At 73.6% G+C, this 25,262-nt stretch carries 26 protein-coding genes and 1 riboswitch; of the genes, 13 read left to right on the top strand and 13 right to left on the bottom strand.

Annotation, left to right across the window (positions count from 1 at the left end):
• Positions 1-97 precede the first annotated feature (97 nt).
• Positions 98-246: riboswitch (SAM riboswitch) on the top strand.
• A gap of 10 nt (positions 247-256) precedes the next feature.
• Entirely contained in the window at positions 257-1,567 is a 1,311-nt protein-coding gene (thrC, locus tag M8316_RS01895; RefSeq protein WP_250051463.1) for a threonine synthase, read from the top strand.
• A 143-nt stretch (positions 1,568-1,710) separates the two neighbouring features.
• Here thrC and M8316_RS01900 read toward each other — a convergent pair whose 3' ends face one another.
• The 3 genes from M8316_RS01900 to M8316_RS01910 are packed head-to-tail and all read right to left on the bottom strand — an operon-like array spanning position 1,711 to position 3,688.
• Positions 1,711-2,937 (bottom strand): RNA polymerase sigma factor, encoded by a 1,227-nt coding sequence (locus M8316_RS01900; protein ID WP_250051465.1) that lies wholly within the window; start codon positions 2,935-2,937, stop codon positions 1,711-1,713.
• A gap of 26 nt (positions 2,938-2,963) precedes the next feature.
• On the bottom strand, positions 2,964-3,320 hold the full coding sequence (locus M8316_RS01905) for a YciI family protein (RefSeq protein WP_250051467.1): 357 nt from the start codon (positions 3,318-3,320) through the stop codon (positions 2,964-2,966).
• Positions 3,317-3,688 carry a YciI family protein gene (locus M8316_RS01910; RefSeq protein WP_250051468.1) on the bottom strand — a complete coding sequence of 124 codons (372 nt, stop codon included), beginning with the start codon at positions 3,686-3,688 and terminating at the stop codon, positions 3,317-3,319. The genes M8316_RS01905 and M8316_RS01910 overlap by 4 nt, the downstream gene beginning before the upstream one ends.
• 154 nt (positions 3,689-3,842) lie before the next feature.
• Here M8316_RS01910 and M8316_RS01915 point away from each other — a divergent pair, with 154 nt between their 5' ends.
• Complete coding sequence (locus M8316_RS01915) at positions 3,843-4,673, top strand: SGNH/GDSL hydrolase family protein (RefSeq protein ID WP_250051470.1); 831 nt, start codon at positions 3,843-3,845, stop codon at positions 4,671-4,673.
• A 3-nt stretch (positions 4,674-4,676) separates the two neighbouring features.
• Here the strand turns inward: M8316_RS01915 and M8316_RS01920 are convergent, their stop codons facing one another.
• Positions 4,677-5,273 (bottom strand): class I SAM-dependent methyltransferase, encoded by a 597-nt coding sequence (locus M8316_RS01920; protein WP_250051472.1) that lies wholly within the window; start codon positions 5,271-5,273, stop codon positions 4,677-4,679.
• A gap of 290 nt (positions 5,274-5,563) precedes the next feature.
• Between M8316_RS01920 and groL the strand changes: the two genes are divergently transcribed.
• From groL to M8316_RS01940, 4 genes are all read left to right on the top strand, one after another.
• Positions 5,564-7,192, top strand: a complete 1,629-nt coding sequence (groL, locus tag M8316_RS01925; protein ID WP_250051474.1) for a chaperonin GroEL — start codon at positions 5,564-5,566, stop codon at positions 7,190-7,192.
• Positions 7,193-7,300: 108 nt separating this feature from the next.
• A complete protein-coding gene (locus M8316_RS01930; protein WP_250051476.1) occupies positions 7,301-7,849 on the top strand; it encodes a hypothetical protein in 549 nt (182 codons plus the stop codon).
• Complete coding sequence (locus M8316_RS01935; RefSeq protein WP_250051478.1) at positions 7,846-8,427, top strand: nucleotidyltransferase family protein; 582 nt, start codon at positions 7,846-7,848, stop codon at positions 8,425-8,427. Before M8316_RS01930 ends, M8316_RS01935 begins: the two co-directional genes overlap by 4 nt.
• Entirely contained in the window at positions 8,424-9,401 is a 978-nt protein-coding gene (locus M8316_RS01940; protein WP_250051480.1) for an aminoglycoside phosphotransferase family protein, read from the top strand. Before M8316_RS01935 ends, M8316_RS01940 begins: the two co-directional genes overlap by 4 nt.
• Before the next feature lie 32 nt (positions 9,402-9,433).
• On the opposite strand, the gene M8316_RS01945 is transcribed toward M8316_RS01940, so the two are convergent.
• Positions 9,434-9,805 carry a DUF2256 and DUF3253 domain-containing protein gene (locus M8316_RS01945; protein ID WP_250051482.1) on the bottom strand — a complete coding sequence of 124 codons (372 nt, stop codon included), beginning with the start codon at positions 9,803-9,805 and terminating at the stop codon, positions 9,434-9,436.
• Positions 9,806-9,964: 159 nt separating this feature from the next.
• Between M8316_RS01945 and M8316_RS01950 the strand changes: the two genes are divergently transcribed.
• Both M8316_RS01950 and M8316_RS01955 read left to right on the top strand, forming a co-directional pair.
• On the top strand, positions 9,965-11,092 hold the full coding sequence (locus M8316_RS01950; RefSeq protein ID WP_250051484.1) for an alpha/beta hydrolase family protein: 1,128 nt from the start codon (positions 9,965-9,967) through the stop codon (positions 11,090-11,092).
• Between the two features lie 491 nt (positions 11,093-11,583).
• Complete coding sequence (locus M8316_RS01955) at positions 11,584-12,528, top strand: glycine betaine ABC transporter substrate-binding protein (RefSeq protein WP_250051486.1); 945 nt, start codon at positions 11,584-11,586, stop codon at positions 12,526-12,528.
• Positions 12,529-12,751: 223 nt separating this feature from the next.
• Here M8316_RS01955 and M8316_RS01960 read toward each other — a convergent pair whose 3' ends face one another.
• The 6 genes from M8316_RS01960 to gnd form a co-directional block, all read right to left on the bottom strand.
• On the bottom strand, positions 12,752-13,558 hold the full coding sequence (locus M8316_RS01960) for an ABC transporter permease (RefSeq protein WP_250051488.1): 807 nt from the start codon (positions 13,556-13,558) through the stop codon (positions 12,752-12,754).
• A complete protein-coding gene (locus tag M8316_RS01965; protein ID WP_250051490.1) occupies positions 13,555-14,721 on the bottom strand; it encodes a betaine/proline/choline family ABC transporter ATP-binding protein in 1,167 nt (388 codons plus the stop codon). Before M8316_RS01965 ends, M8316_RS01960 begins: the two co-directional genes overlap by 4 nt.
• A gap of 28 nt (positions 14,722-14,749) precedes the next feature.
• Positions 14,750-15,409 carry an ABC transporter permease gene (locus tag M8316_RS01970; protein ID WP_250051493.1) on the bottom strand — a complete coding sequence of 220 codons (660 nt, stop codon included), beginning with the start codon at positions 15,407-15,409 and terminating at the stop codon, positions 14,750-14,752.
• A gap of 153 nt (positions 15,410-15,562) precedes the next feature.
• Complete coding sequence (locus tag M8316_RS01975; protein WP_250051495.1) at positions 15,563-16,918, bottom strand: MFS transporter; 1,356 nt, start codon at positions 16,916-16,918, stop codon at positions 15,563-15,565.
• Between the two features lie 79 nt (positions 16,919-16,997).
• Entirely contained in the window at positions 16,998-17,318 is a 321-nt protein-coding gene (locus tag M8316_RS01980) for a hypothetical protein (RefSeq protein WP_250051498.1), read from the bottom strand.
• A 150-nt stretch (positions 17,319-17,468) separates the two neighbouring features.
• Entirely contained in the window at positions 17,469-18,938 is a 1,470-nt protein-coding gene (gene gnd / locus M8316_RS01985; RefSeq protein ID WP_250051500.1) for an NADP-dependent phosphogluconate dehydrogenase, read from the bottom strand.
• Positions 18,939-19,066: 128 nt separating this feature from the next.
• Here gnd and M8316_RS01990 point away from each other — a divergent pair, with 128 nt between their 5' ends.
• Positions 19,067-19,696, top strand: a complete 630-nt coding sequence (locus M8316_RS01990; RefSeq protein WP_250051502.1) for an alpha-ketoglutarate-dependent dioxygenase AlkB — start codon at positions 19,067-19,069, stop codon at positions 19,694-19,696.
• Positions 19,697-19,699: 3 nt separating this feature from the next.
• Here the strand turns inward: M8316_RS01990 and M8316_RS01995 are convergent, their stop codons facing one another.
• Entirely contained in the window at positions 19,700-20,143 is a 444-nt protein-coding gene (locus tag M8316_RS01995; RefSeq protein WP_250051504.1) for an SRPBCC family protein, read from the bottom strand.
• A gap of 159 nt (positions 20,144-20,302) precedes the next feature.
• On the opposite strand from M8316_RS01995, the gene M8316_RS02000 reads away from it, so the two are divergent.
• The 3 genes from M8316_RS02000 (at position 20,303) to M8316_RS02010 (ending at position 24,430) form a co-directional block, all read left to right on the top strand.
• Positions 20,303-21,052, top strand: a complete 750-nt coding sequence (locus M8316_RS02000) for an ABC transporter ATP-binding protein (RefSeq protein WP_250051506.1) — start codon at positions 20,303-20,305, stop codon at positions 21,050-21,052.
• A 2-nt stretch (positions 21,053-21,054) separates the two neighbouring features.
• The gene (locus tag M8316_RS02005) at positions 21,055-23,625 is read left to right on the top strand and encodes an ABC transporter permease (RefSeq protein WP_250051509.1); all 2,571 of its coding nucleotides are present in this window, start codon (positions 21,055-21,057) and stop codon (positions 23,623-23,625) included.
• Between the two features lie 85 nt (positions 23,626-23,710).
• Positions 23,711-24,430 (top strand): GntR family transcriptional regulator, encoded by a 720-nt coding sequence (locus M8316_RS02010; RefSeq protein ID WP_250051511.1) that lies wholly within the window; start codon positions 23,711-23,713, stop codon positions 24,428-24,430.
• A gap of 149 nt (positions 24,431-24,579) precedes the next feature.
• Here M8316_RS02010 and M8316_RS02015 read toward each other — a convergent pair whose 3' ends face one another.
• Entirely contained in the window at positions 24,580-24,852 is a 273-nt protein-coding gene (locus tag M8316_RS02015; protein WP_250051513.1) for a DUF4031 domain-containing protein, read from the bottom strand.
• A 38-nt stretch (positions 24,853-24,890) separates the two neighbouring features.
• Between M8316_RS02015 and M8316_RS02020 the strand changes: the two genes are divergently transcribed.
• The gene (locus M8316_RS02020) at positions 24,891-25,253 is read left to right on the top strand and encodes a DUF8819 family protein (protein WP_250051592.1); all 363 of its coding nucleotides are present in this window, start codon (positions 24,891-24,893) and stop codon (positions 25,251-25,253) included.
• Positions 25,254-25,262: the final 9 nt, after the last annotated feature.

The following is a 25,262-nucleotide window of genomic DNA, read 5'->3' on the forward strand; positions in this document are numbered from 1 at the left end:
AGGTCGCCCCGCCACGGGGCGATCAGACACGTGGCCGCGACCGCATCCTGGGACTCGAGTACGCCATTCGAGACTCCGGGACGTACAGTGGCCACAGCTCTCATCGAGAGGGACTGAGGGAACGGCCCGTTGAAGTCCCGGCAACCGCCGCGAACCTCCGCCTCCTGGCACGCCAGCCAGGAACGGATCGCGGAAAAGGTGCTAATTCCGGCCCGGCACGAGAGACGTGCTCGGGGAAGATGAGGAGGAGGTACTCATGAGCGCTGCGTCCACGATCGAGTCCATCGAGACGACGACCGAGGTGTCCACCGGCCCCGGTACCGCCCCCGGCGTCCGCGAGGGTGCCTTCGGCAACGCGCGCTCCCTCCTGTGCCGCGAGTGCGGCCACGAGGTCGAGCTCGGCCCCTCCTACGCCTGCCCGGAGTGTTTCGGCCCCCTCGAGGTGGCCTACGACTTCCCGGCCGTGACCCGCGAGGAGATCGAGGGCGGCCCGCGCAACATCTGGCGCTACAAGGCGCTGCTCCCGGTGCCCACGGACATCGAGGAGTCCCCGAACACCGAGCCGGGCTTCACCCGCCTGCTCGAGGCCGGCAACCTCGGCCGTGAACTGGGCATCTCCAAGCTCTGGGTGAAGGACGACTCCACCAACCCGACGAACTCCTTCAAGGATCGCGTCGTCGCCTGCGCCCTCTCGGCCGCCCGCGAGCTCGACGCCAAGGTCTTCGCCTGCCCCTCGACCGGCAACCTGGCCAACGCCGTGGCCGCCGCCGGTGCCCGCGCCGGCATGAAGACCGTCGTCTTCATCCCCTCCAACCTGGAGAAGCCGAAGCAGGTCAACTCGGCCGTCTACACCGACTCGCTGGTCGCCGTCGAGGGCAACTACGACGACGTCAACAAGCTCGCGCAGGAGATCGCCGCCGAGGAGGAGGGCTGGGCGTTCGTCAACGTCAACGTGCGCCCCTTCTACGCCGAGGGCTCCAAGACGCTGGGCTACGAGATCGCCGAGCAGCTCGGCTGGCGCCTGCCCGACCAGGTCGTCATCCCCGTCGCCTCCGGCTCGCAGCTGACCAAGGTGCACAAGGCCTTCCAGGAGATGATCAAGCTCGGCCTCGTCGAGGAGAAGCCGTACAAGATCTTCGGCGCCCAGGCCAACGGCTGCTCGCCCGTCTCCACCGCCTACAAGGCCGGCGTCGACGCGATCCGCCCGGTCAAGCCGGACACCATCGCCAAGAGCCTCGCCATCGGCAACCCCGCCGACGGCATCTACGTGCTCGACATCGCCCGGGAGACCGGCGGCGCCGTCGAGGACGTCACCGACGACGAGGTCCGCGAGGGCATCCTGCTGCTCGCCCGCTCCGAGGGCGTCTTCACCGAGACCGCCGGCGGCACCACCGTGGCCGTCACCCGCAAGCTCGTGCAGACCGGCCAGCTCGACCCCGAGGCCGAGACCGTCATCATCAACACCGGCATGGGCCTCAAGACGCTCGACGCCGTCTCCGACCAGGTCGGCCCCGCCGCCACCATCAAGGCCTCCTACTCGGCCTTCGTGGGCACCGGCATCGCCTGACCCGGCCCCGCACGCTCCGCCACCGCGGGCCCCGCACCCACCTCGGGTCGGGGCCCGCGGTGCGTCCCACTAGTGCGCGACGAAAAGCACCGCCGACGGCCGAGAACAGGACCACTTCGTCGCGCACTAGTGGCGGAGACGCCTCATCGGGAGGTCTCGGCGCGACGACGCAGCAGGTGGGCCAGCTCGGCCTCGTTCTCGCAGGCCGCGATCGCCTCGTCGAAGGCGGCCAGGGCCTCGGAGGTGCGGCCGGCGCGGGCGAGCAGCTCCGCGCGGACGCCGGGCAGGCGGTGCCCGGGCAGCCTGTCGGCGTCGATCGCGGCCAGCGCCTCGAGGCCGGCGTGCGGGCCGTGCATCTCGGCGAGGGCCACGGCCCGGTTGAGGCGGACGACGGGGCTCTCGCCCAGCGCCAGCAGCTCCTCGTAGCGGGCCACGACCCGGTCCCACCGGGTGGCCGCGGAGGTGGGCGCGATCGCGTGCTCGGCCGCCACCAGCGCCTCGCACAGCCACCGGGACGCGGGCGCGGTGGCCAGCGGGGTCAGCAGGGCGAGCGCCTCGGTGATCGCCGCGTGGTCCCACCGGGTGCGGTCCTGGTCGGGCAGGAGCACGAGGCCGCCGTCCTCGTCGACCCGGGCGCCGCGCCGGGAGTGCTGGAGCAGCAGCAGCGCGAGGAGGGCGTCGGCCTCGTGGCGCACCTCCTCCGGGCAGGACGACGGCAGCAGCCCCCGCACCACGCGCACGAGCCGCAGCGCCTCCCCGGCGACGTCCGCGCGCAGCACGTCGGGGCCGGTGCCGGGGGAGTACCCGGCGGTGAACGCGAGATAGGCGACCTCGCCCACCAGGAGGACACGCTCGGCCAGGGCGTCGCCGTCCGGCACGGCGAACCCGGCGCCGGCCAGCCGCTTGCGGGCACGGGTGAGCCGGGCGGCCATCGTGGGGGCGGGCACGAGGAAGAGCCGCGCGACCTCGGCCGTGCTCACGCCCATCACCATCCGCAGCGTCAGCGCCGCGGCGTGCTCGGGGGCCAGCGACGGGTGCGCGCAGAGCAGGACGAGGCGGAGCCGCTCGTCCGGCAGCGCGTCGTCGCCCACCAGGTCGGCGGGGTCGAGCCGGTCGACCGCGTCCACGAGGGAGGCCTCGACCTCGAGCAGCGGCTGGTGCCGGGCGCGCACCGCCTCGGCGCGCAGCCGGTCCAGCACCCGCCGGCGCGCCGCGGTGAGCAGCCACGCCGGCGGGTTGTCCGGGGCGCCGTCGGCCGGCCAGGTGCGGGCGGCCGCCTCCACGGCGTCCGCCAGCCCGTCCTCGGCGAGGTCGAGCCGTCGGTACTGGGCGACCAGCAGCGCGAGCAGCCGGCCCCAGTCCTCCCGCACCGCCGCGGCCAGGCGCTCGTCGGGGCTCAGTAGTCCTCCAGCGGCACCGAGCCGCGCACCTCGACGCGGTAGCCGGTCGGCAGCAGCGCCACCAGCTCCAGGGCGACCTCCACGCTGGGCAGGTCCACCAGGTACATCCCGGTCAGCTGCTCGGTGCTCTCGGCGAACGGCCCGTCGGTCACCGTCCGGGCGCCGTCGGCCCCCGGGTGCAGCACCCGGGCGCGTCCGGTCTCCTCCAGGGCCGCGCCGGCGAGCAGCGTCCCGCGCTCCTCCACGGCGGCGTCGAACGCACGGTGCCGGTCGAAGGCGGCCTGCCGCTCCTGCGCGGAGGCGCGCAGCCAGGCGTCCGGGTCCTCCTCGTGCAGGAGGACGAGGATCTTCACGCCTGGCCGCCGTGGTCGACCGCGGCGCGGACCTCGATCGTGGCGCCGGTGGCCACCAGCATGCGGCAGACCTCCAGCAGGTCCTCGAGGTCGGCCGACGCCACCGTGTACAGCCCGCCCAGCTGCTCGGCGGCCTCGGCGAACGGGCCCTGGGTGGTGCGCACGCCGCCGGCGCCGTCGGGGGCGAGCACCGTGGCGGTGGCGGCCGGGTGCAGCTCCATGCCACCGGTGATGGTGTGGCCACGCGCCTCCAGCGCGGCGGCGAAGGCGGAGTGGACCTCGAAGGTCGCCGCCTGCTCCTCGGGGGTCGCGGTCTCCCAGGCCGACTCGTCGGCGGTCAGCAGGACGGCGTACTCGGTCGTGGTCATGGCTGCTCCTCGTGCTCGTGCTCGGCCCGTGTGGCGCGAGTCTGTCACCCGGGTGACGCCCGGGGAGGCCGTCGATCGACACGCACGGACGACCTTCTTCCACCGACCACCCGGTGCTCACCGGTTGTTCAGCGACGCGGCGTAGACCGGTGGCGTGCGTCGTCGTCTCATCGCCGTGGGAGTGGCCGCCGGGGCCGTGGGTGCCGTCGGCGGTGCTCTCGGGGTCGCGTTCCGCCAGCTCCTGCACGCCCAGGCCGCGAAGGCCCGCGCGATCATCGGCAAGCCGCTGGGGGAGGACGCGATCGACGCCGACCGGGTGTGGAAGGCCGGCTACGGCGACCCCTTGGACCTGCTGCTGCTCGGCGACTCCATCGCGGCCGGCCTGGGGGCCGACGTCCGCAAGGAGACGCTGGGGGCGCGGTTGAGCAAGGGCCTGGCCAAGCAGCTGCACCGGGCGGTGCGGCTGCGCACGGCGGCGGTCGTCGGGTCGGAGTCCTGCGCGCTCGCCTCCCAGCTCGACGCCCTCCCGCCCGACTACCGGCCGCAGCTGGCCGTCATCGTCGTCGGCGGCAACGACGTCACCCACCGGGTGCCCGTGGCGGACTCCGCCGCCCACCTCGAGGACGCCGTCACCCGGCTGCGCGCGCTCGGCGCCGGCGTGGTCGTCGGCACCTGCCCCGACCTGGGCGCGCTGCGCCCCGTGCCGCAGCCGCTGCGGACGCTGGGCTCGCGGGCCTCGCGCCAGCTGGCGGCGGCCCAGGAGCGCGCGGCGCTGCACGCCGGCGCCCACGCCGTCTCCCTGGCGCACGTGGTCGGGCCGTTCTTCATCACCAACCCCGACGAGATGTTCAGCCTCGACCGCTTCCACCCCAGCCCGCTGGGCTACAAGCGCACGGCCGAGGCGATGCTGCCCTCGCTGCTGGCAGCACTCGGCGAGCGCGAGGACGTGCCGTTCGGCCACGCGGCTCCCAGGGGCGGTCGCTGAGCCTCAGCCGACGACCACGTACCGGTCGTCGCTGATCTCCCGACCCCAGTAGACCGCCTCGGGCAGGCGGACGAGGCGGGGCCGGCGCCCCGCGTCGCGCAGCAGCGCCTGCGTCTCCTCCGCGGCCAGGCCGGCGCCGTTGCCCCAGCGTCCCTCGACGAGCACCAGCCGGCCGCCCGGCCGGAGCAGCCCGCCCCAGCGCCGCAGGACCTCGACCGGCTCCGGCAGCGCCCACAGCACGTGCCGGCACAGCACCACGTCGTAGGTGCCGTCGGCCAGCGGCGGCCGGGCTGCGTCGCCGCGGGTGATCGTGACGCCCCGGTGCTGCGCGGTCTTGGCCTGCGCCAGCGCGACCATCCGCGGGGAGACGTCCACGCCGTCGACCTCGAACCCCGCCTGGGCCAGCAGGTCGGTGAGGGTGGCCGTGCCGCAGCCCAGGTCGGCGACCCGGCCCGGCGGCGGTGGCACGAGGCCCAGCAGCAGGTCGCGCCAGGCGGCGCGGACCGTCGGGTCGCGCAGGCCGTGGTCGGCGGGCTCGTCGAAGGCGTCGGCCTCGGCGTCCCAGAGGTCGGCGGTGTCGCTCAGGGGGTGCTCGTCCACCCGAGGCACGCTAGCCGGAGGCTCCGACGCCGGCCCTGGGAGCGGGGCGGGAGCGGGGCGGGAGCGGGGCGGGAGCGCGGCGGGGAGAGGGCAAGGACGTTTGCACTCGAGGGGGTCGAGTGCTAAACATGACGCTGGCACTCTCTCTGTGAGAGTGACAGTACCCCCGAGCCGGGGAGCTGAGGCCGCAGCGCCGTCGGGAATGGTCCGGCGGGCCGCAGCGGTCGTCCGTCGCGGGCAGCGCCACGGCTCGTCCACCGACTCTTCAGATGCGAAGGATCGCAGGAGTTATGCCGAAGCTGATTGCATTCGACGAGGAGGCCCGCCGCGGTCTCGAGCGTGGCATGAACACGCTCGCTGACGCGGTGAAGGTGACCCTCGGTCCCAAGGGCCGCAACGTCGTGCTCGAGAAGAAGTGGGGCGCCCCCACGATCACCAACGATGGTGTGTCCATCGCCAAGGAGATCGAGCTCGAGGACCCCTACGAGAAGATCGGTGCCGAGCTCGTCAAGGAGGTCGCCAAGAAGACGGACGACGTCGCTGGCGACGGCACCACCACCGCCACCGTGCTGGCCCAGGCCATGGTCCGCGAGGGCCTGCGCAACGTGGCCGCCGGTGCGAACCCGATGGGCCTCAAGCGTGGCATCGAGGCGGCTGTCGCCTCCGTGTCCGAGCAGCTGCTCGGCATGGCCACCGACATCGAGACCCGTGAGCAGATCGCGGCCACCGCGACCATCTCCGCCGGTGGCGACACCACCGTCGGCGACGCCATCGCCGAGGCGATGGACAAGGTCGGCAAGGAGGGCGTGATCACGGTCGAGGAGTCGAACACCTTCGGCATCGACCTCGAGCTCACCGAGGGCATGCGGTTCGACAAGGGCTACATCTCCGCCTACTTCGCGACCGACATGGAGCGCATGGAGGCCGTCCTCGACGACCCTTACATCCTCATCGCGAACCAGAAGATCAGCTCCGTCAAGGACCTGCTCCCCATCCTCGAGAAGGTCATGCAGTCCGGCAAGCCGCTGCTGATCATCTCCGAGGACGTCGACGGCGAGGCCCTGTCCACGCTGGTCGTCAACAAGATCCGCGGCACCTTCAAGTCCGTCGCCGTCAAGGCCCCGGGCTTCGGTGACCGCCGCAAGGCCATGCTGCAGGACATCGCGATCCTGACCGGCGGCCAGGTCATCTCCGAGGAGGTCGGCCTCAAGCTCGAGTCGGCCGGCATGGAGCTGCTCGGCACCGCGCGCAAGGTCGTCATCACCAAGGACGAGACCACCATCGTCGAGGGCTCCGGCGACGCCGGTCAGATCGAGGGTCGGGTCAACCAGATCCGCGCCGAGATCGAGAACAGCGACTCCGACTACGACCGCGAGAAGCTCCAGGAGCGCCTCGCCAAGCTCGCCGGCGGCGTGGCCGTCATCAAGGTCGGCGCGGCCACCGAGGTCGAGCTCAAGGAGCGCAAGCACCGCATCGAGGACGCCGTGCGCAACGCGAAGGCTGCCGTCGAGGAGGGCATCGTCGCCGGCGGTGGCGTCGCCCTCGTCCAGGCCGGCGCCAACGCGTTCGAGAAGCTGGACCTCACGGGTGACGAGGCCACCGGCGCGAACATCGTCAAGGTCGCCATCGAGGCCCCGCTCAAGCAGATCGCGATCAACGCCGGTCTCGAGGGTGGCGTCGTGTCGGAGAAGGTGCGCAACCTCCCCTCCGGCCAGGGCCTCAACGCGGCCACCGGCGAGTACGTCGAGATGCTGGCCACCGGCATCATCGACCCCGCCAAGGTGACCCGCAGCGCCCTGCAGAACGCCGCCTCCATCGCGGCGCTCTTCCTCACCACCGAGGCTGTCGTCGCCGACAAGCCGGAGAAGGCCGCCCCCATGCCGGGCGGCGACGGTGGCATGGGCGGCATGGACTTCTGAGTCCTGCCTCGTAGCACCTGCACCACCCGCACGGCCCCGGTCCCTTCAGTGGACCGGGGCCGTGCGGCACGTCCGGGCCGGTCACGGGGCCCGTGTGAGACTGGCCGGGTGCACCGCCCCCGACCCCTCCTGCTCGCCGGCCTGTGCGCGCTGGTGCTCGCCTCCGGGTGCGCCTCGCAGGGCACCCCGACGGCGGAGCCGGCCCCCTCGGCCAGCCCGTCCACCAGCCCGTCCACCAGCCCGTCCGGCAGCCCTTCCTCCGGCACCGACGAGGGCGAGGACGGCAGCGAGAGCCAGGACGAGGCCGCGTACCCCGTCCTGACCTTGACCGCGGCCTCGGCCAGCGGCCGCTGCGCCGTGCCGACGGCGGCCCGGCTGCGGCTCGCCGACGGCGCCTGGTCGGGCACGGTGACCGACGCCGGTGATGGCAGCGTCACGGTCGTCACCGACCGCACCTGGGCCGGCGAGGAGGCCGGCACCCTGCGGCTCGACGTGCTCGACGACGTCGACCTCCTGCTCGACGGCCTGGCCCTGGAGGTCGGCGAGGACGTGCTGGTGGCCGCCTCGGGCTCCCAGGTGATGGTCTGCGGCTTCTCCGGGGAGGAGACCCCCGCGCGCCTGCGCCTGTACGAGCGGGCGTTCGGGACGACGGCGTGAGCGCCGCGGCACCGGCCGCCCGCGTGGCCGGCCTGGTCCTCGCCGCCGGCGCCGGCACCCGTCGCGGTGGGCCCAAGGCGCTGGCCGCCGACGAGGGCGGTCCGTGGCTGAGCCGTGCCGTGGCCCTGCTGCGGGACGCGGGCTGCGACCCGGTGACGGTGGTGCTGGGTGCCGCGCCCGAGGCCGCGGACCTGCTCGAGTCGGACGACGCCGTGCGGGTCGTCGTGGCCCAGGACTGGGCGCAGGGCCAGTCCGCCTCGCTGCGCGCCGGGCTCGAGGCGCTCGCGGGCACCGACGTCGCGGCCGCCCTCGTGACCCTGGTCGACCTGCCCGACCTGCGGGCCGAGGTCGCCGCGCGCGTCGTGCTGCGGTGCAGCGGCCCCGGCTCGCTGGCCCGGGCCAGCTTCCTCGGCACCCCGGGCCACCCCGTGCTGCTCGGGCGCGAGCACTGGGCCGGCGTCCTGGACGTCGCGACGGGGGACGCCGGCGCACGGCCCTACCTGCGGGCGCACCCGCCGGTGCTGGTCGAGTGCGGGGACCTGGCCACGGGTGCGGACGACGACGGGCCGCCGCGGTGAGCGCACCCCCACGGCTCCAGCCGCTCACGCGCGCCCGGGTGGCCGACCTGGGGGAGGCCGGCGCCGCGTGGCACGCGGCCCTGCCCGGCGTCCTCGACGCGCTCGCCGATCGCTGGGAGCTCGCCTGGGGCCGGCCACTGCCCGGCGGCTCGGCCTCGTACGTGCTGGCCGCCACGACCCGGGCCGGGCAGGAACGGGTGCTGAAGGTGCGGCTGCCCGAACCGGGGCTCGGGGAGGGGCGCGACGGCGGAGAGGTCGACGAGGGCGGAGCGGTCGACGAGGTCAGGGTGCTGCGTGCGGCGGACGGACGCGGGTACGCGCGGCTGCACGCGCACGTGCCGGCGTCCGACCTGGGTCTGGCGGACGGGGCCGACGCGCTGCTGCTGGAGCGGCTCGGCCCGTCCCTGGACGCCACCGGCGGCTCCGTGGAGGACCGGCTCACCGTGCTCGCCCGCACCCTGCGCGAGGCGTGGCAGGTACCGCCGCCACCGGCGGGGCCGCGTGAGGACAAGGCGCTGTCGCTGGCTCGCTCGGTGCGCGAGACCGACGCACGGCTCGGCGGCGCCACCGATCCCGCGGCCCTGCGCGAGGCGCTCGCGGCGGCCGAGCGGCTGGCCGGCTGGGCCGGTGCGACCGTCACCGTGCACGGCGACGCCCACTCCTCCAACCTGCTCCGCACCCGGGACGGACGCGGCACCGGCTGGGCCTTCGTCGACCCCGACGGGTTCGCCTGCGACCCCGCCTACGACCTCGGTGTCGCGGTGCGCGACTGGTCCTCGCACCTGCGGGGCGCCGACGCGCGCGCCCGGCTGCGCGGCTGGTGCGGGCTGCTCGCGACCGCGACCGGGCTGGACGCGCGCCGCATCTGGGACTGGGCCTACCTCGAGCGCGTCTCGACCGGCCTCTACGTCAGCGGGTTCGGCGCGCGCACGGTCGGCCGCCCGTTCCTGGAGACGGCCGCCGGGCTCGTCTGACCCGCCGGCGGCCCCAGCCTGGCAGGCCGGTCTCAGCGGGCCCGGCGCACCCGGATCGGGCCCTTGGCCGTGGAGGGGTCCACGACCCGTCCGCCCTGGGTGATCTCCACCTGTCCGGCCGCCACCAGCCGCCGCGCCGCACGCCGCGCCGGCTCCATGAGGTCGCGCCAGTCCTCCCCGCCGACCGCCCGCGCCGCCTCCGAGGGGCAGATCGTCGACGAGGCCGCGCGCGAGGCGAGCAGGTCGGTGATGCTCCGCTCGAGCGCCTCGTCCGTGGGCCCGGGCTTGTGCCGGCGGCAGGCGGTGGAGCAGTAGCGCACGTCGTCCCAGCTGCGCTCCCACTTCTTGCGCCACTCGATCGTGCGGCCACAGGTCGCGCAGGTCTTGGGCTCGGGGGTGCTCACGCCCACCAGCCTGCCGCGCGGCGTGGGACGTCCGCTCACCCCTCACGGCGAGCGGACGCCTTGCCCGACCCGGCAGGCTGGCCCCACCGAGCAGCCCCCACGCTGCCCGCACGCAGCACCGACGCAGCACCCGCCCCCGGGACACGGTCAGGAGCCCGCATGACCCGCACACCGCTCGCCGCCGCGCTGGCGGCGCTCGCGCTCGTCCTCACCGCCTGCACGAGCGGCGCCGAGGAGGACGCCGGCGGCGCGGCCGCGCCCGCGAGCAGCAGCGCGCCCGCCCCGTCCGAGTCGCCGGGATCGTCGGGGTCGCCGTCGCAGGCAGCGAGCCCCTCGGAGTCGGGGACGGCCGGCGGGTCGGCGTCCGGGTCGGCCAGCGCCGACGAGACCGTGGCCGCCGAGGACCTGCCCCGGGTGGAGCGGAAGGTGTCCCTGCCGGCGCTCATGCGCGACGGGGTGCGCTCGGGGCGGCTGAACCGCACCCAGCCGCTGGCCTCCACCGACACGTGGCGCTCGTGGGCGGTGACCTACCGGGTCGAGGACCGGACGGTCTCCGGCGAGCTGCTGGTGCCCCGCGGGCGTGGGCCGTTCCCGGCCGTCGTCCTCAACCACGGCTACATCGAGCCCTCGTACTACAGCCTGGGGCAGGGGCTGAGCCGGGAGCAGGAGTACCTGGCCGCCCGGGGCTTCGTGGTGCTGCACACCGACTACGGCGGCTACGCCGGCTCCGACCCGGTGGGCAAGGTGGGCTGGGAGAGCCGCCTGGCCTGGACGCGGGACGCCATCGGTGCCGTGCAGGAGGTGAAGAAGATGGCGGTCGTGGACGAGGACCGCACCGCCTTCCTCGGGCGCTCGGCCGGCGGGGGCGTCACGTACAACGCCATCGTGGCGGACCCGGACCTGGTCGACGCCGCCGTCGTCTTCGCCCCGGTCAGCTCCGACCTCACCGACAACCTCGCCCGCTGGACGGTGCCCGAGCGCCCCGACTTCGCCGCCGCCCTGGCGCAGGCCGTCGGCGGCACGCCCGCGCAGGAGCCGCGGGCCTACCGGCAGCTCTCGCCCCGCACCTACTTCGACCGGATCGAGGTACCGGTGCTCATCCACCACGGCACCAGCGACGACGTCTGCCCGATCGGCTGGTCGCGCACCACCCAGCGGCTGCTGGAGCGGGCCGGGGTCCGCAGCCGTCTGGTGGAGTACGCGGGGGAGGAGCACGCGTTCGGTCCGCAGTTCACGGACTCGATGGCGCGCACGGTGCGCTTCCTGCGGGCCCGTCTGGACGGGTGAGCAACCCCTGCGGGTGAAACCTCGCCGTCGTCGTGACAGCCCGACGGCGACCGGGCAGACTGGCCGCGCCGACGGGGGATCCGGGCGAGACACGCACCAGGTTGGTTGCCGAGGGGCCGGCCAGGTGCTCGCGCGGACGGGTCCCGTTCCGTCCGCCCGCAGGGGCAGGACGGGAGGACCCGCGCGGCGCCACCTCGGGCCCGGAGGGCACGTCGCGGTCGCCCGGCGTCCGCGTCCGGGCTGGTGGATCTTTGCGGCATCGTTATGCCGGGGGCCCTCCATCACCCTCTCAGGCTGAGTTAAGCCGGGTAGCGTAGCGGTGCTCACGGAACCCAGGCATGACCGGCGTCGGCACGACATTCGCTGAGACCGTGGCGCTGTTGCGGTGTGTTTCTCGTGCTGTGTGCGGTGTCGCTCTTCTTCGTCCTGGTCAGTCTCTCGGGGACCGGTGTTCCGCGGGCAGACCTGCACGCGACTGAAGGAAATACCGAATGCGCAACCAGAAGAAGCTGCTCGGCGCCACCGCCGGCCTCGCCGCCCTCGCCCTCGTCGCCGCCGGCTGCGGCAGCGACTCCGGCAGCGGCTCCGCCGACGGCGAGGCCCTGTCCGGTGTGTCCGTCACCGTCGGCTCGAAGGACTTCACCGAGAACATCCTGCTCGGCGAGATGTTCTCGCAGGCGCTCGAGGCGTACGGCGCCGACGTCACCAACCAGGTCAACCTGGGCGGCACGAGCGTCAACCGCGACGCCCTCCTCGCGGGCGACATCGACGTCTACCCCGAGTACAACGGCACCGGCTGGACGGTCCACCTCGGCAACGAGGACCCCAGCCAGGACCCGCAGGAGCTCTACGACGTCACCGCCGAGCAGGACCTGGCCGACAACGGGATCAAGTGGGTCGGGCTCTCCCCGTTCAACGACACCTACGGCTTCGCCGCCAACGGTGACCTGGCCGAGGCCGAGGGCGGCTTCGACTTCCAGGGCTTGGCCGACTACCTCGAGGCCAACCCCGACGCCACCGTCTGCATGGAGACCGAGTTCCCCAGCCGCCCCGACGGCCTGGTGCTCTTCGAGGACGCCACCGGCTACACCGTGCCCAAGAGCCAGCAGCAGATCCTCGACACCGGCCTCATCTACACCGAGACCGCTGACGGCAACTGCGACTTCGGCGAGGTCTTCACCACCGACGGCCGCATCAACTCGCTCAACCTCGAGCTGGTCGACGACCCGGGCGTCATGATCCTCTACAACGTCTCCTTCACCATGAGCGACGACCTGTACGAGGCCAACGCCGAGACCTACGACGAGATCGCCGACACGATCCTCGAGCCGCTCGACAACGAGAAGATGGCCGAGCTCAACGGCGAGGTCGACAACAACGGCACCCCGGCCGAGGCCGTGGCCGAGTCCTACCTCGAGGAGATCGGCATCCTCTGACGCCGAGCCTCACCGCTCCGACGCCGTCGGCCCCTGCGGGGGTCGGCGGCGTCGCTGCATCCGGAGCCTGGCCTCGCCACCGCTGTCGAGGACGGGCGGCACCCACCCCGCTGGTCGAGGAGGGACGACGTCCCGTCGCGAGTCCGAGGGCCCACGTCGTCCGGAACGACGAGAGCCGCCGCCCCGGGTGGGGGCGGCGGCTCTCGGTGGCCGTAGAGGCCTCTCAGAGGCCCTTGGGCTTGAGCAGACGCTCCGCGCAGGCGGCGATCCAGTCGAAGGTCAGCGCGACGATCGCGACGAGCACGGCGCCGACGATCAGGACGGAGTCCTGCGCCAGCTTCAGCCCGGTGCTGATGGTGATGCCCAGGCCGCCACCGCCGATGAGGAAGGCGAGCGCGGCCATGCCGATCGTGATGACGATGGTGGTGCGCACGCCGGCCAGGATCACCGGGATGGACAGGGGAAGCTCGATCTTGAACAGGATCGCCATCTTCGTCATGCCCATGCCGCGGCCGGCCTCGACCACGTTCTTGTCGACCGCCTGGAGCCCGACCATGGTGTTGCGCAGCACGGGCAGCAGGGCGAACAGCGCGAGCGTCCAGACGACGGAGAACACGCCCTGCCCGGAGATGGTCAGCCCGATCACGATCAGGCCGTAGGCCGGGAGCGCCTGCCCCGCGTTGGCGATGCCGAGGACGAACGGCGCGAGCCGCCGGAACCGCGGCCGGGTCAGGAGCACGCCGGCCGGGATCGCGACGACGAGCACCAGGAGCGTCGCCAGGAACGAGATCTCGATGTGCCGCAGCGTCTCGGCCCGCAGCTCCTCCGGGTCCAGCGACGTGCGCACCTGCGTGACCGCGTTGGGCACGTCGAGGCTCTGGTAGTACAGGAACAGGACGAGCGCGAGCGCAGCGATGAGGAACGGTGCGACGACCAGCCCGTAGCGGTCGATCAGGTAGGCGCCGCGTGACCCGTCGATGGTCTTCTTCGGACGCGAGGTGTTGCCCAGCGCGAGTGCGCTCTGGCTCATGCGTTCGCCTCCAGCTCCTCGTAGTGGCGACGGGCCTCGCTCTGGGCCGTGCGGATGGCCTTGTTGAGGTGGCCCATGTCCACGATGCCCTGGAACTGGCCCGCGTCGTCCACGACGCAGGTGCGGCCGGCAGCCGACTGCACCATGAGCTCGAGCGCCTCGAACAGCGTGTTCTCGTCCTTGAGGTGGTCGCCCACCTCGACGCCCACGCCACGCATGTCGCCGGTGCCGGCCTGGCCCAGCTGCTCCTGGCTGGCCCAGCGGACGGGGCGACCCTCGCCGTCCAGGACGACGAGCCAGTCGCGACCCTTCTCCTGCAGCAGGTTCAGGCCCGCGGCGGCGGACTCCGACTCGCGCAGGGCCGGGTAGTCCGAGAGGCGCAGGGAGGAGACCTGCAGGAAGTTCAGGCCCTTGATGGTCGAGCCGTTGCCGATGAAGTCGTTGACGAAGTCGTCGACCGGGTAGGCGAGGATGCGCTCGGGGGTGTCGTACTGGCGGATGGTGCTGCGCTCGCCCAGGATCGCGATCCGGTCGCCCATCTTGATCGCCTCGTCGATGTCGTGGGTGACGAAGACGATGGTCTTGTGCATCTCCTCCTGCAGGCGCAGGAACTCGTTCTGGAGACGCTCGCGGGTGATGGGGTCGATCGCGCCGAACGGCTCGTCCATCAGCATGATGTCGGGGTCGGCACCGAGCGCGCGGGCGACGCCGACGCGCTGCGCCTGGCCGCCCGACAGCTCGCGGGGGTAGCGGTCGCGGTACTGCTCCGGCGGGAGGCCCACGGTGTCGAGCAGGTAGTCGACCCGCTCGGTGATCCGCTTCTTGTCCCACTTCAGCATCTTCGGGATCGTCGCGATGTTGTCCGCGATCGTGTGGTGCGGGAAGAGCCCGACCTGCTGGATGACGTAGCCGATGCGGCGACGCAGCTTGTCGGGGTTCGCCTTGGTGACGTCCTCCCCGTCGAGCAGGATGCGGCCGCCGCTGGGCTCGATCATGCGGTTGATCAGGCGCAGCGTCGTGGACTTGCCGCAGCCGGACGGGCCGACGAGGACGAGGATCTCGCCCTCGGGGATGTCCAGCGTCAGCTCCTCGACGGCGGGGACCTTGCTGCCGGGGTACTTCTTCACCACCCGGTCCAGGTGGATCTTGGCCTGTGCGTTCATCAGGTCGCTCCTTGGTCGGGGTGGGGTGTCAGAGGCGCAGGCCCTTGGCGGTGGTGAACCGCTGGACCACTGCGAGGACGAGGTCGAGGACGAGGCCGAGCGCGACGGTGAAGACCACGCCGACGTACAGCTGCTCCGTCGCGTTCGGCAGGCCGTTGCGGGTCAGCGCGGACTGCACGTACGTGCCCAGCCCGTCACCGCCGACCAGGACGGCGATGGCCGTGATGCCCACGGTCAGCAGGGTCGCGACGCGGATGCCGGTCATGATCACCGGCCAGGCCAGGGGCAGCCGGACCTTCACCAGCTGCTGCCACGTGCTCAGCCCCATGCCCCGGGCGGACTCGACGACAGCGGGGCTGACCGAGTCCAGACCCGTGACCGTGTTCCGGAGGATGGGCAGGATCGCGTAGAGGTACAGGGCCGCGATCGCCGGTGTGTTGCCGATCCCGAAGACCGGGATGAACAGGGCGAACAGGGCGAGCGAGGGGATCGTCAGCAGGATGCCGGCCGCGGTCAGCACGATCGTCCTGGCCAGAGGTCGGCGCTGGACGATCACGCCGAGCGTGATCGAGAAGACGGTCGCCAGGGCTACCGCGATCAGGCTGATGCGCGCGTGCGCGAGCGTCGATTCCCAGATGTAGTCGATGTTGGCCGAGACGTAGGTGAACCAGCTGCTCAGTGCTTCCACAGGGGCCTTTCGGGTTGCTGACGAGCCGGTCAACCGTAGGCCCTCCGGTCCCCCTCCAACGGGTGAGGGGTCGCCGAGGACCTGCGGGAACAGTCGTCCACGCAGGTCAGCAGGAGCAACCGGACACCTTTCGGACCGGTCTGGACCGGCCCCTCAGACGATCCCGGAGGCCGGCAGCGTCGGGGCCGCGTCGGCGTCCCCGGGGGCGGGCGTCGGCTCGTCCGCGACGATCCCGTTGACCCGCGGGTCGATGCGCTTCTCCAGGTGGCCGACGGCCGCCAGGCCGAGCGCCAGCGAGCCCACCACGAGCACCGCGACGTAGGCGGTGCCGAGCCCGTGGCCGACGAGGAAGCCGGCGATCGGCGGGCTGATGATGGCCGCGGACTGGAAGGAGATCGAGCTCAGCGCGTTGAACTTGCCGCGGGTGTCGTCGGTGGCCAGGTCGTTGACCAGGGCCGGCAACGTCGGCTGCATGAGGGTCTCGCCAAGGGCGAAGACGGACGCACAAGCGGCCAGCAGGACCGTGGCCGCGGCGGTGCCCGGCACCAGCCCGGTGGCGCCGAGCAGCAGCCACGAGGCGGCCCACACCACGCCCATGACCGCGATGACGCGGGTCCGCCGGCGTCCCTCGATCCGCTGGAGCACCACCAGCTGGAGCAGCACGATGACGGCGGTGTTGGCCGCGAAGGCGAGGCCGAGGCCGCGCGTGGACACCTCGCCGACCTCGCGGGCGAAGGCCTGCATGCCCGCGTTGAGCTGGGAGTAGCCGACGAAGGAGGCCAGGAAGCCGAGCGCCATCACCGAGGCCACGCCCGGCCGGCGCAGGACGTCGAGGTAGCCCACCCGGGCGGCCGGGGTGCCGTCGTCCGCGGTGGCGGCCACGACCCGCCCGCCGACGTGGCGCAGCGGCCCGAGCAGCAGCACGATCGCCGGCAGGTAGGAGACCGCGTCGGCGAGGTAGATGACCTGGAAGGTGATGACCCGCTCGACGTCGACGAACAGGCCGCCGACGATCCCGCCCAGGCCGATGCCCAGGTTCAGCAGCGCGAAGTTGATGCCGAAGTAGCGGTGCCGGATGCGCGAGGGCACCACGGACGCGACCAGCGACTGCGCCGCCGGCCACTCGATGCCGAACGCCAGCCCGTTGAGGCCCAGGCCCAGCGCGGCCACCGGCAGGGTGCTGGCCGAGGCGATGACGACGCCGCCGACCACGAGGCAGCCCAGGGCGGTGGCCATCACCGTGCGCGGGCCGAGGCGGTCGATCAGCGACCCGCCGGGGCCGGCCGCGACCAGCCCGACCAGGGGCTGGAGGGCGATCAGCAGACCGGCGTTGGCGTAGCCGAAGTCGCGCACCTCGGCGAGGTAGACGATGTGGAACGGCAGCACCAGGCCGGTGCCGAGGAACTGGATCACCACGATCGAGAGCAGGAGCTTGCCCTCGCGCGGGAGGTCGTGCCAGAAGTCGATCAGGCGGGGGCGGGCGTCGTTGCCCGTCCGGGGAGCGGTCATGGGCACATCGTCGCTCCCGAGCGCCCCTGCGGCGCAATCGGTTATCGGACCTGGCGGTAGGGCCGGTGCCCCCGGCGGCTCACCCCAGGACCAGCAGGGCGATCGCGGTGCCGGCGACCCCCGCGGCGAGCAGCAGGAGCAGGAGGATCACGACCCCCGCGCCCGGCCCGCGGCCGTCGTCCAGGAGCAGCGAGCGGTCGTGCGGGAGCTCGCCGTGCCAGGTGCCCGGGCCGGTCGAGAACCCGCGGGTGGGCTCGGTGGTGGGGCCGGCCGGGTGCTCGCCGCGCACGTGCGGCACGGCCTGCGTGCCGTGCTGCCCGGGGCGGTAGCGGGGCGGGTCGTCGGTGCCCGCGTCGGTGCGACCGAACGGGTTGGCGGGGTGGTGGTGGAGATCGGCCATGGCGTCCTCCGCAGTGCTGTCGAGACTGTGACCGTCGTCACCATGGAACGCCTCCGTGCGGGAAAAAGCCACCCCCGCACCGGGTGGGTGCGGGGGTGGGACGGCGGCGGGTCGAACGGCCCGGGCCGGTGCTGGTGCCCGTGGGCCGGGTCAGGCCTCGACCTCGGAGCGGTCGCCCGCCCAGAGCGTGTGGAAGGAGCCCTCCTTGTCGACGCGGCGGTAGGTGTGGGCGCCGAAGTCGTCGCGCAGCCCCTGGATCAGCGCCGCCGGCAGGCGGTCGCGGCGCAGGGCGTCGAAGTAGGAGAGCGAGGAGGAGAACGCGGGCACGGGGACGCCGGCGGTCGCGGCCGTCGCGACCACGCGCCGCCACGCGGCCGCGCCGGCCTCCACCGCGTCCGCGAAGTAGGGGGCCAGGAGCAGGCTCTTCAGTCCCGGCTCGGCCTCGTACGCCTCGCGGATGCGGTCGAGGAACTGGGCACGGATGATGCAGCCACCCCGCCAGATCGTGGCGATCGTGCCGGGGTCGACGTCCCAGTCGTTCTCCGCGGAGGCGGCGAGGATCTGGTCGAAGCCCTGCGCGTACGCCACGACCTTGGAGGCGAACAGGGCCGAGCGGACGTCGTCGGTGAACTGCTCGACGTCGACCTCCACGTCGTGCACGGCGCTGCCGAAGCGCTCCCGCGCGGCGGCGCGCTGGTCGGTGTGGCCCGACAGCGAGCGGGCGAAGGTCGCCTCGGCGATGCCGGTCACGGGCACGCCGAGGTCGAGCGCGGTCTGCACGGTCCAGCGGCCGGTGCCCTTCTGCTCCGCCGCGTCCTCCACGACGTCGACGAAGGCCGTGCCGGTGGCCTGGTCGGTGTGGGCCAGGACGTCGGCGGTCATCTCGATCAGGAACGACTCCAGGTCGCCCCCGTTCCAGTCGCTGAAGACCTCGGCGAGCTGCGCCGGGGTGCGGTCGGTGAGGGCCCGCAGCAGGTCGTAGGACTCGGCGATGAGCTGCATGTCGGCGTACTCGATGCCGTTGTGCACCATCTTCACGAAGTGCCCGGCGCCGTCGGGGCCCACGTGCGTGGCGCACGGCGTGCCGTCGACCTGCGCGGCGATCTTCTCCACGATCGGGCCGAGGTTCTCGTAGGCGTGCTCGGAGCCGCCGACCATGATCGAGGGGCCGTTGAGCGCGCCCTCCTCGCCGCCGGAGACGCCCATCCCGACGAAGTGCAGGCCCTGCTCCTTCAGGGCCGCCTGGCGCCGCATCGTGTCGTCGACGTGCGCGTTGCCCGCGTCGACGACGATGTCGCCCTCCTCCAGCAGCGGCGCCAGCTCGTCGATGACGGCGTCGGTGGGGCCGCCGGCCTTCACCATGACGACCACGGTGCGGGGCCGCTCGATCGCGGCGACGAAGTCCTCCAGCGACTCGCGGCCGACGAGCTCGCCGCCGGCCTCGCGGGCCTCGTCGGCGTAGGCCTCGACCATGTCGGTCATCCTGCTCGTGGTGCGGTTGTGCACGGCGATGGTGTAGCCGTGGCGGGCGATGTTGCGGGCGAGGTTGCTGCCCATGACGGCCAGGCCGGTGAGGCCGATGCTCGCGCGGGCGTCTGTCGGGTTCTCGGTGCTGCTCATGACTCCATCCAGCCGCGTCGGCGCCGCGCGTGTTCCACCCCCGCGGGTGTGAGAGGGGCCCTGCTGGTCCCCCGACGCGCGGGCGTGAGCGTCGAACACAGTTTCGATCCGTGGGCTATCGTCGGCCCATGGACTTCCAGAGCACCCTCTTCGCCGGCTCCGAGACCGGGGTGGAGGCCATGGTCGCCGCCCTGGCCGGCGCGGAGCGCACCGTGCTCGGCCAGGGCGCCTGGATCGACGTGCGGCGCTCGTGGCTGCCCGAGCCGGACGCGGTGTTCGCCGCCCTCGTCGAGCGGGTGCCGTGGCGGGCCGAGCGGCGCCAGATGTACGACCGTGTCGTCGACGTGCCGCGGCTGCTGCACACCTACATGATCGGCGAGGACCTCCCGCACGACGTGCTCACCGACGCCCGCGAGGCGCTCAGTGCGCACTACCGCGACGAGCTGGGGGAGGACTTCCGCACGGCGGGCTGCTGCTACTACCGGGACGGGCGCGACAGCGTCGCCTGGCACGGCGACACGATCGGCCGGGGCTCCACGCAGGACACGATGGTCGCGATCGTCTCCGTGGGCGACCCGCGCCGCCTCGTCCTGCGCCCCCGCAACGGCGGCAGCGACCCGGTGAGCGTGGAGACGGGCCACGGCGACCTCGTCGTCATGGGCGGCTCCTGCCAGCGCACCTGGGAGCACGCGGTGCCCAAGGCTGCGGCGGCCGGCCCACGGATCTCGGTGCAGTACCGGCCGCTCAACGTGTTCTGAGGATCAGGCCGCCGGCACCTTCTCCTCCAGCACCCGCGTCATCTGCTCCACGGTCTCGTCGGCCAGGGCGTCCAGCTTGCGCCCGAGCACCAGCGGGGCGACCAGGTTGAGCAGCCTGCCGAAGTCGAAGTCGGCCCGGTACCGGATGCGCGTGCCGCCGGTGCCGGTGGGGGTCAGCGTCAGGTCGTCGTGCGTCGTGGCGGTCTTGTTGCGCCCCTCGAAGCGCAGCCGGCTCGTCTCGACGACCTGGGCGGTGTAGGTCAGCTCCGTGGTGCGACCCATGAACTCCGAGGTGTTGGCGTACGTGGTGCCCACGCCGCCGTCGCCGGAGGTGCGGGTGGTCTCGACGGTGCCCGGGTCCCAGTCGTTCGTGGACCGGAAGTCGGCCAGGTAGGAGGAGACGCCCTCGACCGGGCGCTGGACGGTGAAGGTGCGCTCGACGTGCATGCCTCGAGGCTAGGCACGCGGGCGCCGGCACCCGACCGCCCCGGCGGGTGGTGGCGGCCGCTGGGGCGAGGGTGGGGTCAGGCCGGACGGCGGGGTGCCGATGGGCCCCGGAGACCGCAATCGCTCGCGCGAGCCCGCGCCGACCCCGAGGATGGAGCCATGAGCACCGCCGCGCCCAGCGCACCGGCCGCCCGCGTCCGCGACCTGCGCAAGACCTACCGCGAGGGCGACGCGGTGGTGCACGCGCTCGACGGCGTCACCCTCGACCTCGAGGCGGGCCGGTTCACGGCGGTGATGGGGCCCAGCGGCTCGGGCAAGTCGACCCTCATGCACTGCTGCGCGGCGCTGGACACCCCCACCTCGGGCTCGGTCCGGGTCGGGGAGACGGAGCTGGCGGGCCTGGGCGACGACGCGCTGACCCGGCTGCGCCGCGAGGAGATCGGCTTCGTGTTCCAGTCCTTCAACCTCGTCCCGACGCTCACCGCCGAGGAGAACATCACCCTGCCCCTGGCGATCGCGGGCCGTCGTCCGGACCCCGCGTGGTTCGACCGGGTGGTGGAGACCGTGGGCCTGCGCGACCGGCTCGGCCACCGGCCCCAGCAGCTCTCCGGCGGCCAGCAGCAGCGGGTCGCGGTCGCGCGGGCGCTGGTCGGCCGGCCGCGGATCGTCTTCGCCGACGAGCCCACCGGCAACCTGGACTCCCGCGCGGGCGCCGAGGTGCTCGGCCTGCTGCGCCGCTCCGTGGACGAGGCTGGGCAGACCGTCGTCATGGTGACCCACGACCCCGTGGCGGCCGCCTGGACCGACCGCGTCGTGCTGCTGGCCGACGGCCGCGTGGTCGACACGCTCGAGCAGCCCACGCGCGAGTCGGTGCTGGAGGCCATGGGCCGCGTCGCGGGCGAGGGCTGAGGATGCTCCGCTACGCCCTGCGCAGCCTGCTGGGCCGCAAGGTCCGGCTGCTGATGAGCACGCTGGCCGTCGTCCTCGGGGTGGCGTTCGTGACCGGCACCCTGGTCTTCTCCGCGACCCTGGACCGCAGCTTCTCCACGCTCTTCGACGCCACCGTGGGCGACGTGGTCGTCGAGCCGGTCGCCGGCGGCAGCCCCCGGCGGCCCGAGGCGGCGGTGCCGCAGTCGCTCGTGGAGGACCTGGCCGACCTGCCCGGTGCCGCGCGCGCCGACGGCCGCATCCGGGTGATCGGGGTCTACGTCGTCGGCACCGACGGCAAGCCGGTCGGCGGGTTCGGCCCGCCCGCCCTGGCCGGCACCACCGGCGACGCCCCGGCCGCGAACGGCACCACCGGCCTCGTGCTCGTGGCCGGGCGCGAGCCGCGCGGGCTCGGTGAGATCGTCGTCGACGACGTGACGGCCGCCCGCGCCGGCTACGAGATCGGTGACCAGGTGCCACTGGTCTCGGCCTTCGACGACGCCACGCTCACCGCCACCATGGTCGGCCTCTACGGCTTCCCCGGCGGCGGGTCGATGAACGGCGCGAGCTTCGTGGGGGTCGAGCCCGCGGTGGCCCAGCGGTTCTTCCTCGACGGCGCCGACGCCTGGACGACGGCCTGGGTGACCGCCGCCCCGGGCACCAGCCAGGCCGAGCTGGCCGCGCAGGTCGCCGCCGTCCTGCCCGGCGGGCTGCGCGCCGTCACCGGCGACGAGGCGGCCGCCGACGCGGCGAGCACCCTGCTGCGTGCGGTCTCGTTCCTCACCACCTTCCTGCTGGTCTTCGCGGGCATCGCGCTGGTGGTCGGCGCGTTCCTCATCGTCAACACCTTCTCGATCCTGGTCGCGCAGCGCTCGCGCGAGCTGGCGCTGCTGCGCGCGCTGGGTGCCTCGCGCCGGCAGGTGACCGGCTCGGTGCTGGTCGAGGCCGGGGTGATGGGCCTCGTCGGGGGCACCGTGGGCCTCGGCCTCGGCCTGCTCACCGCCGTGGCGCTGCAGGCGCTCTTCGCGGCGCTGGGCCTCGACCTCTCCGGCCAGGCGCTGGTGGTCACGTGGACGACGCCGGCGGCCGCCTACGCGGTGGCCGTGCTCGTCACGATGACGGCGGCGCTGCTCCCGGCCCTGCGCACCACCCGCATCCCGCCGGTGGCCGCGCTGCGCGACGACGTGGCCCTGCCCGAGGGCTCGCTGCGCCGGCGCGGGGTGCTCGGCGTCGTCGGCGTCGCGGCGGGCGCCGTCCTGATCACCCTCGGCCTGCGCCCGGACCTGCCCGGGCACTGGTGGTGGCTCGCGCTCGGCGTGCTGGCGGTGCTGCTCGGCACCACCGCGGCCGCCCCGCTGCTGGCGCGGCCGGTGCTCCGGGCGCTCGGCCTCGCCTACGAGCGGGCGCTGGGCACCGTCGGCCGGCTCGCCGCCCTCAACACGCTGCGCCAGCCGCGGCGCACCGCGGGCACGGCCTCGGCGCTGATGATCGGTCTCACCGTCGCTAGCACGCTGGCCATCGTGGGCGCCTCGGCCAAGGCGTCGGTGGACGCCACGATCGCCGAGACCTTCCCCGGCGACCACCTCGTCAGCAGCGCCTTCGGGGCGCCGTTCTCGACCTCCCTCGCCGACCGGGTCGCCGGGGTCGACGGCGTGGGCGAGGTGGTGCGCGAGCGGCTCGACCGGATCACCTGGGCGCCTGGCTCCGCGAGCACGGAGGAGGGGACGGCGGAGGGGGAGGACCTGCCGGTCGCGGCGACGGACGCCGACGACGCCGACGTCCTGCGGCTGACGGTGCTCGACGGGGCTGTGGACCTGGCGCCCGGGCTGGCCGTCGTCCAGCAGGCCCTCGCCGACGAGCGCGGCATCGCGGCGGGCGACACGCTCGACGTGGTCACCCCCGAGGGCCCGGCCACCTGGCGGGTCTCGGCCGTGGTGGAGGACAACCCGATGATCTTCGCGGACGTGCTGGTCGGCACCGGCACCTACGACGCGGCCGGACTGCTGCAGCAGGACTGGCTGCTCGTGGTGCTCGTCGCCGACGGCGCGGACCCGACCGCCGTGGGTGCGGCCCTGAGCGAGGAGCTGGCCGACCAGCCGACCGTCACCGTCGCCGACCAGCGAGCCTTCGCGGCCGCGCAGCGCGAGCCGATCGACCGGATCGTGCTCATCGTCTACGCGCTGCTCGCCCTGGCCCTGCTCATCGCGGTGCTGGGCATCGTCAACACGCTGGCGCTCAGCGTCGTCGAGCGGACCCGGGAGATCGGGATGCTGCGGGCCGTCGGGCTCAGCCGTGCCGGCCTGCGGCGGATGGTCACGCTGGAGTCGGTGGCGATCGCCGTGCTGGGCGCGCTGCTGGGCCTCGTCCTCGGCACCGTGTTCGGCGTCGTGCTCATGCGCGCCCTGCGCGAGGAGGGCCTGGAGGTGGTCGCGGTGCCCGTCGGGCAGCTGCTCGCGTTCCTCGTGGCAGCGGTCGTGGTGGGGGTGCTGGCGGCCGTGCTGCCCGCCCGCCGGGCGGCCCGGCAGGATGTCTTGACCGCCCTTGCCAGCGAGTGAGGGGCGGCGGGACAATCCTCCGCCCCGTGAGATCAATGACTTTGTTCCCCGGACGTCGGGCAAGCCTTCACCTACTCTCGACGATGTGGACGAGCTACTAGAGGCAGACGGGCGTGCGCTCAAGCACGTGCGTGTGCGGGAGTACGTCCGCAACCTCGTGTCGGGCTCCGCGCCCGGCTCGCCGGCACCCAGCGAGCGTGAGCTGGTGCAGCAGTTCGGGGTTGCGCGTATGACCGTGCGCCAAGCCATGGACGCCCTCGTCGTCGAAGGGCTGCTGGAGCGCATCCCGGGGAGGGGCACGTTCGTCGCGCGCCCCCGCCGGACCGCCTCCCGCATCACCGGGTACACCGAGGAGATGACCCGCCGCGGCATGCTGGCGGAGTCCCAGACGTTGCTGGCCCGACGAGAGCAGGCCGGGCCTGGCGTCGCGCGAGCACTGTCGCTGACCGAGGGTGACGCCGTCATCCACTGGCGGCGTCTGCGCCGGGCCGACGGGGTCCCGATGTGCATCGAGGACGCCTACCTCAACGAGATCCTGCTGCCGGGCTTCCTGCAGTCCGGGATGCCGACCAGCCTTTACGACGCCCTCGACGCCCGGGGCCTGCGCCCCACCTGGGCCGAGGACTCGATCCAGGCCGACAAGGCGACCGCCGAGGAGGCCCAGCTCCTCGAGGTCGAGCCGCTCACCTCCGTGCTGCGGCACTCGCGCCGCGCGATCTGCGGCGACAAGGTCGTGGAGGTCTCGCGCTCGGTCTACCGGGCCGACCGCTTCACCCTCTGGGTCCAGCTCGGCTCCGACGCCTGACCCGCGTCACCCGCACCACCAGCAGCACGTTCCACCTGCTCCACCCGCGCGGCCCCGACGGCCGGCGCGCCACCACCGCCGCGGACCGCCTCGGTCACGCTCACCACGCCGCGGCACGGTGGGCGCCGAGACGTCGGGGCCGTCGTGCGTCAGCCCCCGCGCCGGTCGCGCTTGGGGCGCCGCAGGCCCGCCGCGTAGAGCGCGGCGAGCAGCTCGCGCGAGGTCACGGGTCGCGCGCCGGCGTCCACCACCGCGTCGTAGCGCTCGGCGGGCACGTCGTAGTGGTCGCCGTCGAAGCCGCGCCGTGGGATGCCGAGGCCGGCGGCGAACGCATGCAGCTCCTCGAAGGAGGTGTCGCTGACCAGGTGCGACCAGAGCCGCCCGTGGCCCGGCGCGTTCGGCGGGTCGATCAGCAGGGCCACCCGCGCAGAGTACGGGCTGCACCCGGGGCGTGGGCATGATGGCCGACGTGGACGACGTGCTGCTGACCGCCCGGGCCCTCGTGCTGGCCGACCTCACCGCCCGCGCCCGGGCCACCCCCGAGGCGGTCTCGCTGCTGGAGGCCTCGCTCTCCGAGCGGGCGGAGTGGGTCGGCGCCTGGCCCGAGGGCGCGGTGTTCGTGCCCGGGCTGGTGGCGCAGGACGTGCAGGACCAGCTGTTCGAGACCAGCGGCCGGTGGCCGCTGTGCACCCTGCCCGGCTGCGCCGACGACCCGGAGCACTCGCTCTACGTCGAGCCCGACCTCGGTGGGCCGGACCCGGTCTGGGTCTGCGAGGAGAGCGGCACGGAGGTCGCGCCGCTGGGAGGGCTGGCGTCGGCCTGACCGGCACCC

It is taken from the genome of Nocardioides bruguierae (assembly GCF_023554635.1).
Taxonomy (GTDB): Bacteria; Actinomycetota; Actinomycetes; order Propionibacteriales; family Nocardioidaceae; genus Nocardioides; species Nocardioides bruguierae.